This window comes from Cetobacterium somerae ATCC BAA-474 (genome assembly GCF_000479045.1).
Lineage (GTDB): Bacteria > Fusobacteriota > Fusobacteriia > Fusobacteriales > Fusobacteriaceae > Cetobacterium_A > Cetobacterium_A somerae.
This window is the reverse complement of record NZ_KI518198.1, coordinates 1-2,488: the sequence shown is the minus strand read 5'-3', so window position 1 is coordinate 2,488 and position 2,488 is coordinate 1. Positions and strand designations below refer to the sequence as shown.

The following is a 2,488-nucleotide window of genomic DNA, read 5'->3' as shown; positions in this document are numbered from 1 at the left end:
AAAAGAAAAACAAGAAAAAATTTCTTTACAAAAGAAATTTGAAAAAGAATCAAACCAAAAGATGGATAGGGATATTCATTATAAATCAATGGTTCGTAAAGTTGATGAAATAACTGAATATACGAATATTATAGAGAAAAAATTGTTAGAAAAAGCACCAAATTTATTAGAGGAATCACAAAAAGAATATTTAAAAACTTTACCTAGAGCATTACAAGGAACTTTTGTAAAAGAAAAACAAAAGTCAAAAACTTTAAGTAAGGGACTACAAAAAAGTTTGGAAAAGGGAATTGAGAGATAAAAAAAGGTTTGAATTTCTTAAAACTCAATTTTTTTCAAAAATTAACTTTTTCGAAATCCATTTGCGGAGCTTGTTTTGTCCTAAATCGCCGAAGGCAATCTTTTTAATTTTTTGAATTTGAGGACTAGATCAATTAAAAGTCTCAAAAAAATTTTTTGTCCGTTCGCCAAAGGCGACAAAGTTTTTTAAATTTTTTGAGTTTTTTTGGATTTTGGATTGTTTTGAGTTTTTTGGATTTTTTTTAAAAATCTTCATTAAGCCTTTATTTTATTATGTTTTTAAGGTGTTTTTGAATTTTTTCTCCTAGGGGGCGACTACGACACCCCCTAGGAGGTCATTGGTCATTGGTCAAACTTTTTTATTATTTTTAGTTTTTTATAAAATAAAAAAGGCTCTTTTTTTGCAAATGAGCCTTTTTTTTGATATACTCTAGCTAGGTTATAAATATGCCACTATTTATAACAACTATTCGAGGAACAAGCTCAAATAATTCTAGGTATAATTTATGTTTTTGTATGTAAAGTATATCATTTTTTGATATCTTTTTCAATACAGAAACTCGTCCGAGTTAGAATTAGTGATGTTCCTCCTAAATTTTAGGAGGTTTTTTTATGGAAAAAAAAGATACTAGAGTTAGAAATTGGAGTTGTATTGTATATCCAGAATCAGCTCCAGAAAATTGGTTAGATTTATTGAAAGATGAAAAAATTTCTTTTTCAGTTTCACCTCTTCATGATAGTGATGTTAATGAGGGTACTGGAGAGCTTAAAAAGCCTCATTTTCATGTTTTGTTTTGTTTTGAGGGTAAAAAGTCGTACGAACAAGTAAAATCGATTACAGACCGTTTAAAAGCTCCGATTCCTGAAAAAGTAAATTCAGTAAAGGGGTTAATTAGATATTTTGTTCATAAAGACAATCCTGATAAAGCTCAATACAATATGAATGATATACAAGTTTTTGGAAATATTGATATTATTGGAGCTTTTAAAACTGCTACAAGTCGTTATGACGCAATTAAAGAAATGAGAAAATATTGTGATGATAATGATATTGTTGAATTTGCAGATTTATTTGATTATTGTGCTTTGAATAATGATGAATGGTTTTATTTATTATGTGATAATTCTGCTTATATCATGGGGCAATATTTAAAATCTAAGAGACATAGATTACCTAAAGAATAGCTAAAAGCTATTCTTTTTTTTATGTTTTTAGGGAGTCCAGGGGGAAAGCCTGGCACACTCTTTACGATAGTAAAGTGTAGTGTGTTACACTTCTTAGAAATTTTATGCTATAATTTGGATAGCAAAAATTGAAAAGAGGTGATTTATTTGAGTTATGCTATTATGAGATTTGAAAAAAGAAAAAGTGTTAATGTCAAAGGAATGGAACTCCATAATGAGAGAAAAACAGAAAATCATTCAAATACTGATATTGATTTAGAAAAAAAAGATTTAAATTATGATTTAGTTAAATGTGAAAATTATAAGAAAAAAATTGATGAAGAAATTAATAAACGATATAAGGGACAAAAAGCAATTAGGAAAGATGCGGTTCTTTGTACAGAGGTTTTATTTACTTCGGATAAAGATTTTTTTGATAAGATTGGGGAAGAGAAAGAAAAAATTTATTTTGAAAAGTCTTTAGAGTTTTTAGAAAGAAAATTTGGTAAGGAAAATATCATTTCAGCAAAAGTCCATAAAGATGAGTCAACTCCTCACTTACACGCGGTTATTGTTCCATTACATTCTGATGGATCATTAAGTATGAAAAAATTTATTGATGGTAAAAAAGACTTAGCAAAATTACAAGATGAATTTTACGAGCATATATCTAAAGAGTTTCCTCAAATGGAAAGAGGATTAAGTGCAAAAGAGACAAAAAGAAAGAATTTATCAGTTGATGAGTTTAAGAAAACAACTAATTATCTTGAAAATCAAATTAAAGATTTACAAGATGAAATTAAATTAAAAAATAAAGAAATTGAAAATTTGATAACTTTAAAAGAAATTGAAAAAGGAATTAAAAAAAATAAAATTTTTACAGGATTCTCAATAGGGGAAAATGAATTAAAAGATTTAATGGGAATGGCTAGTGAAAAAATAGAAAATAAAAATTTAGCTGCCAAATTGGAAAAGATATCTGAAGCTTTGGAAAAAGAAAAACAAGAAAAAATTTCTTTACAAA

The 2,488-nt window shown here is 27.0% G+C and carries 3 protein-coding genes; all 3 read left to right on the top strand.

From position 1 onward, the window contains the following. Positions 1 to 301, top strand: a 301-nt coding sequence (locus HMPREF0202_RS15365) for a hypothetical protein (RefSeq protein ID WP_023050893.1), incomplete at its 5' end; no start/stop codon positions are given. Between the two features lie 611 nt (positions 302 to 912). Continuing rightward, a complete protein-coding gene (locus tag HMPREF0202_RS11135) occupies positions 913 to 1,485 on the top strand; it encodes a replication protein (protein ID WP_023050891.1) in 573 nt (190 codons plus the stop codon). Between the two features lie 162 nt (positions 1,486 to 1,647). Then, positions 1,648 to 2,488, top strand: an 841-nt coding sequence (gene mobV, locus HMPREF0202_RS11130) for a MobV family relaxase (RefSeq protein ID WP_023050890.1), incomplete at its 3' end; no start/stop codon positions are given.